The sequence below is a fragment of the Protofrankia sp. CiT1 genome (assembly GCF_917627335.1).
Lineage (GTDB): Bacteria > Actinomycetota > Actinomycetes > Frankiales > Frankiaceae > Protofrankia.
Genome location: NZ_CAKJTP010000054.1, coordinates 7,784 through 13,081, shown reverse-complemented (window position 1 = coordinate 13,081; position 5,298 = coordinate 7,784). Strand labels below are relative to the sequence as shown.

Sequence of the window (5,298 nt, the reverse complement as noted above, 5' to 3'; positions counted from 1 at the left end):
GCCGTCGTCCAGGTATCACAGCCGGGACGACGGCGCGGCTGCCGCGCCCCCGGCGTGAGCGGGTATGGCGCGCGGCAAGCTGCTCGTGCCGGTCAGATCCGATCGGTCCGGTCTGGTCAGGTCAGTCCGGACCCGCCGAGGCCGCGGCCCTGCTGAGATCGGGTAGCCGCAGCTGCTCGGTGGGGTGGCCCCGGTGTGCCTGGACGGCACTGAGGTGATATTCCTCCGCCAGGTCGAGAAAGTCGGGCTCGTGGTAGCGGCGACCATCCAGCGTGGGACCGAGCGTACCCTTCATGATCGCTTCAACATCCTCGCCGGTAATGGTCTTGTTCGTCTCCAGCGCGTGGGTCACCGCGAGAACCTCCCGGCGATTGTCCGACAGTATGACCTCGGTCCGTTGATACAGCTCCTGGAGCTTGGCCTCGACCTCATCGGCGAACCCGCCACCGAGGTACCCCGGGCTGCCAGCGGTGTGCGCCGGATTGCCGTCGAGACCCGAGGCCAGCGCCGGGCGGGACATCAGCGTGCTGCCCATCGCGTGCCTGCCGATGCTGCGGGCGACAAGTTCGGTGGCGGCATGCAGGTCACCGCCGACTCCCTGGGTGTGGTCACCGTCGAAGAACATCCGCTCGCCCACGATGGAGGCCAGGAAGGTCATCACATCGATCTCGACCTCGGACCGCCAGTCGACGAACCGGTCCTCCAACGGCACCGGAGCCACGAACCCACCGGTGTCCCCGCGGCGCTCGATGCTCGCCATGTCGATGACCATGTGCTTCTGCAACCGGTACATGACCACCGCATGGCATGCCTCGTGCAGGGCGATGCTGTGGCGCTCCCGCTCCACGTACTCGTGGTCGTCGGGCAGGCCGTGTTCCTTGATTGACTTGGCACGCAGCAGATCAGGCCAGGTGACGACCTCACGGCCGGCCTTGATGGCCTGGATGAGAGCCTCGTTGACCATGTCCTTGATACTCGCGCCGGTGGCGTAGGGGCTCATCACGGCAAGCCGCTCGACCTGATCGGGCGTCACCTCGTGGGTGACCTTCGCCAGATAGCCGTTGAAAGTCCGTACCCGGCCCTCCTTGCTCGGGTAGCCCACCTTGTAGATGCGGTCGATCCGGCCGGGGCGCAACAGCGCCTCGTCCAGTGACTGCGGCATGTTCGTCGCCATCATGACCATGATTCGGTACTTCGGTGGCGGCTTCGGGCGCATGCCCAGAGCACGCCGCACGACCCGGTTGAGGAAGCCACGCGGCTTCTTCAGACCCGATATCTCGGTGAGCAGCGCCTGCAGCGTTCCGTCGAAACTGGACTGACCACCGCCGCCGCCACCGGGAACCACGAACCGGGCTTCCACCAGTTGCCGGCGCGCCGAGTTGCTCGCGTAGGTCATCCCGTTGCAGGAGCCGCCGGAGCCGATCAGGCCGGTCCAGCTGCCGTCAGCGTGACCGGACGGCGTCGACCGCCCGAAGTCACCACCGGCGAGCTGACCACGATTGCCCAGAGTATCGGCTTCATCAAAGAAAACAATCACACCGCCATACCGCAGGGAGAGTTTGCGCAGCTTGCGGAAAAGGCTCTTCACCTTCATCACACCGACACCGAAGAACATGGCCTGAAAGGCGCCCGGGTCGACAAAGACATAGGGTTTCCCAGTCTCACCGGCGACCGCCTCCGCGATCAGCGTCTTCCCGGTGCCGGGCGGGCCCCACAGCAGGATGCCCCCGGGCACGTACCCGCCCCGGCTTTCGATCTCCTGCGGTTTCTCCAGGTAGAAGACCGCTTCCTTGACCCGGGACAGAACGTGGTCCTGGCCCCACACGTCGGTGAACCGGGTCTTGATGTCCTCGGGGAAGTACACATCCACACCACCGCGGGAGAGGAACCAGAACAACAGCGCAAACTGCCCGATGGTGATAAACATGATAAACATGATCTGCACCACGAACGGGGCCGCCCGCCAGATATCGCCGGGGAGCCCAATGATCGCGTTGAACACGGAGTCGTGCTTGATCCGGGCGTAGACAAACGCGAAGACCGCGGCCGTCGCCACCCATTTCAGGGCACGGCCGATGCGGTAGCGGTTCCAGTCGTTGAGCTGGCGCAGGCGGCGCTCGAAGCGGCCGAAGACCCTGTCGGTCCAGAAGACGTAATACTCCGACGACCGCTCGCCGATCAACATGTGGATCTGGCGGACAACCTCGATCGCGATCAGCGCCAACAGCCACCAGCTCGACGACACCTGCTCACGCACGGCGTCGGACCAGCCCATGATCGGATTGTCCGCCGTAGCCGCGGCCACCACGAACACGAACAACGCACCGAACAGGACGAGAAACTTTATTCTGTCCCAAAACACCAGAGGCTTGCGCACCGGCGGCGCCGGCTCAGGTTGCGGGGGCACGACGGGGCCGATCGGGGACGGCTGCGCCGGCGGGGCCTGATTCATGTTCGTTACCTCAGGTGATCGGCTTGATCGTGAACGATGTCTGGACCTTCTGGATCTCGACCCGATGCCGGTCATAGCACCAGGACGAGCAGGCGAACACAAGCTGGTACAACCTGGTCTGATCACGGTCCAGCAGGCTTGTCTGGTCGACGGTGACGAGCCCGGTGCCCAGATGGAGCTGGTACACCAGATGAAGACCGTGGACGCCGCCCTCCCGGTGGACGAGATCCTCGGCCAGCAGGAGGAATTCGGGCTCAAGCCGGGCACGCTCGGGGTTCTGCCGGACCGCCTCCTCCTGCGCCTGGATCTCCTGGTCGATGGAGACGAGCTGGTTGCGCAGGTCATTGGTGGACAACGTGGCCGCCTCTTCCGGCAGAAGCTGGCGGACCTGCACGAATCCCTTGGGGTCGGCCGCGTCTGGAAGCAGCAGGTTCCTGTCGTCGAACTTCGGCGCGGCGTCAATCCCCACAACCCACTCACGGGTGGCCAACGTGCGCGCGGCCTCCGGACTGACGTTTCGGGTGTCGATCCCGATGAAGGCGGGTCCGGGCATCAGCTGATGCTGCCACGCACTCGGGATCTTGAGAAACGTACCGGCGTCCTTGTTCGTCACATACTGGTAACGAGCCGAGCCACAGCCGGCAAGAAGAACGACAGCGGCGAGGAGCGCCGGCACAACCAACGCGACGCGTCCCCGTAGCGTGCTGGTTCTCCCGCTCACGGCCAACCTCCAGAATCTGGTGAGGCTGTGCCTATGGTGCAGCACAGCCCCCCTGCGTGGCACCTTCTCTGAGAAAACCGCGTGCATGCAATGGGCTTCACGGCCTCGACCAGCCGAGATCCGATAGATCATCCAAAAAAGTCCACCCGGTACAATCCAGTAACATCGCCGTAGGTGATCGCCTCAACCATCATGCCGTGCCAGCCGCCGACGGTCAGCCCGAACGAGCCCAGCAGTGTCCGGCCCGACCTAGGAGCGCCCGGCAACAGGGGCGTGGATCAAGGAGCGGGGCTGGAAGTTCGCCGAGGCCTGCCGGCGGCGACCGCTAAGCGGCAAGATCCGCGGGTGGCACAGGATACCCGAGGAAGAAACCCTGCCCCTCGTCACAGCCGAGGTCACGAAGCAACGTGCAGACCTCGTCCGACTCGATGCCCTCGGCAACCACCCGAAGATCGAGATTGTGGGCAAGATCAATGATTGATCGCACGATCGAGAAATCCTTGGGGTGACGCGCCACGTTCAGCACGAATGATTTATCGATTTTCAGGTCGTGCACTGGGAGATCACGCAGATAGGCGAGAGAGGAGTATCCGGTCCCGAAATCATCCACGGAGATCCGAATCCCGGCGCGCCCCAACTGGGTGATAACGGTCATCGCGTTGCGGGTGTTCACCATCACGGCGCTCTCGGTGAGCTCGAGTTCAAGCGCCTGCGGTGGCATACCGGTCCGCTCCAGTTCCGCCTGTACGGTCGAGAGCAGCTCCGCGTCGTGCAACATCCGTGCTGAGACGTTCACCGCCACGGGCAGCAACCGACCCGCGTCCCACCATGATCGGGCCTGGTCCAGCGCGAGCATCAGAACTCGACGGGTCAACGGCCTGACCAGGTTGCTCTGCTCGGCGAACGGAACGAAACGGCCCGGCTCGACCAGGCCGTGCGTCGGATGCTGCCAGCGAACCAGTGCCTCGACCGCCGTGGTCCGCCCGGTGCGCAGATCGACCTTGGGCTGGTAATGCAGGACCAGCTGGCCGCCCGCGATCGCCGAGCGCAGACCACCGAGCAGCTCGAGGCGCTCACGGCGGTTCTGGTCGGCGTCGGGGGCGTAGACGGCCACCCCGACCGACAGCTGCTTGGCCCGGTACATAGCCACGTCAGCGCACCGCACCAACGTTCCTGGATCACGTCCGTCAGCGGGAGCGAGCGCGATCCCGATACTTCCGTCCACGCTGAGCGGGAGAGCGCCGACATCGATACGTTCGGCCAGCGCGGCACGCACCCGGCTCGCGGCCGCCAGGGCGTCAGCGGCTCCCCGCGGCGCCGACGGCAACAGGATCGCGAACTCGTCCCCGCCGAGGCGGGCGACCGTCGTGGCCGGCCCGGTGGCGCGCCGCAGCCGCGCCGCCACCTCACGGAGCACGTCGTCGCCGGCACTGTGTCCCAGCGTGTCGTTGATCTCCTTGAACCGGTCAAGATCCATCAATAGCAGAGCCAGCGCGACGCCGTCGATCTCGGTCGCCCGCAACGCCTCTGAGATCTGCTTATGCAGAAAGACCCTGTTGGCCAGACCGGTCAGCGGGTCGTGCAGAGCCTGGTGGCGGATCTCACGCTCAGCGCCATCCCGTTCGATCGCGGCAGCCAGCACGTTGGCGACCGACTGGACGAAGTCCGCCTCGTCGGCGGCGAAGGCCCGCGGGTACGGCCCGTGCGCCACCAGCACGGCGTGCCCACGGCCAGCCGTGCCGATACGGGCGGCGACCCCGAGGGGAGCCGTCCCGTGCCTGACGACCGTGGGGCGATCCGACGCCAGCGCGGCCGCGATGACCGCGGCGACCGGGTCCGCCCGGTCCGCCTGCTCCACCGGCTCCAGCACCGCGCACTCGGGCAGGTCCAGGGTGACGCGGACCAGCTGGACAGCCTCCGCGAGCAGGTTTGGGACGGTCATCCCGCCCAGGGCACGCTGACCGAGCTGAGCGACGGCCGCTTGCAGCCGTTCCGCCCGCCGCAGATCCGTGACATCCTGCAACACGAATGCGATCAGCTCTTGGCGCCCTTCCACGTTCGGGATGACCGAGACCCGTAGCGCCCGCTCCCCGCCAGGCCCGCCGGGCCCGCCGGGCCCGCCGGG

At 66.1% G+C, this 5,298-nt stretch carries 3 protein-coding genes; all 3 read right to left on the bottom strand.

What is annotated here, in order from left to right:
* Window positions 1-121 precede the first annotated feature (121 nt).
* The gene (locus MJ785_RS11180) at window positions 122-2,452 is read right to left on the bottom strand and encodes an AAA family ATPase (protein ID WP_239310043.1); all 2,331 of its coding nucleotides are present in this window, start codon (window positions 2,450-2,452) and stop codon (window positions 122-124) included.
* A gap of 10 nt (window positions 2,453-2,462) precedes the next feature.
* Window positions 2,463-3,173, bottom strand: a complete 711-nt coding sequence (locus MJ785_RS11175; RefSeq protein ID WP_239310042.1) for a hypothetical protein — start codon at window positions 3,171-3,173, stop codon at window positions 2,463-2,465.
* A gap of 325 nt (window positions 3,174-3,498) precedes the next feature.
* Window positions 3,499-5,298 (bottom strand): bifunctional diguanylate cyclase/phosphodiesterase (locus MJ785_RS11170; RefSeq protein ID WP_239380694.1); only part of this gene is annotated, 1,800 nt, incomplete at its 5' end.

Bases quoted from the DNA above. Each gene is read 5' to 3' on its own strand.
- MJ785_RS11180 (WP_239310043.1), bottom strand. From the start codon at position 2,452: ATGAATCAGGCCCCGCCGGCGCAGCCGTCCCCGATCGGCCCCGTCGTG.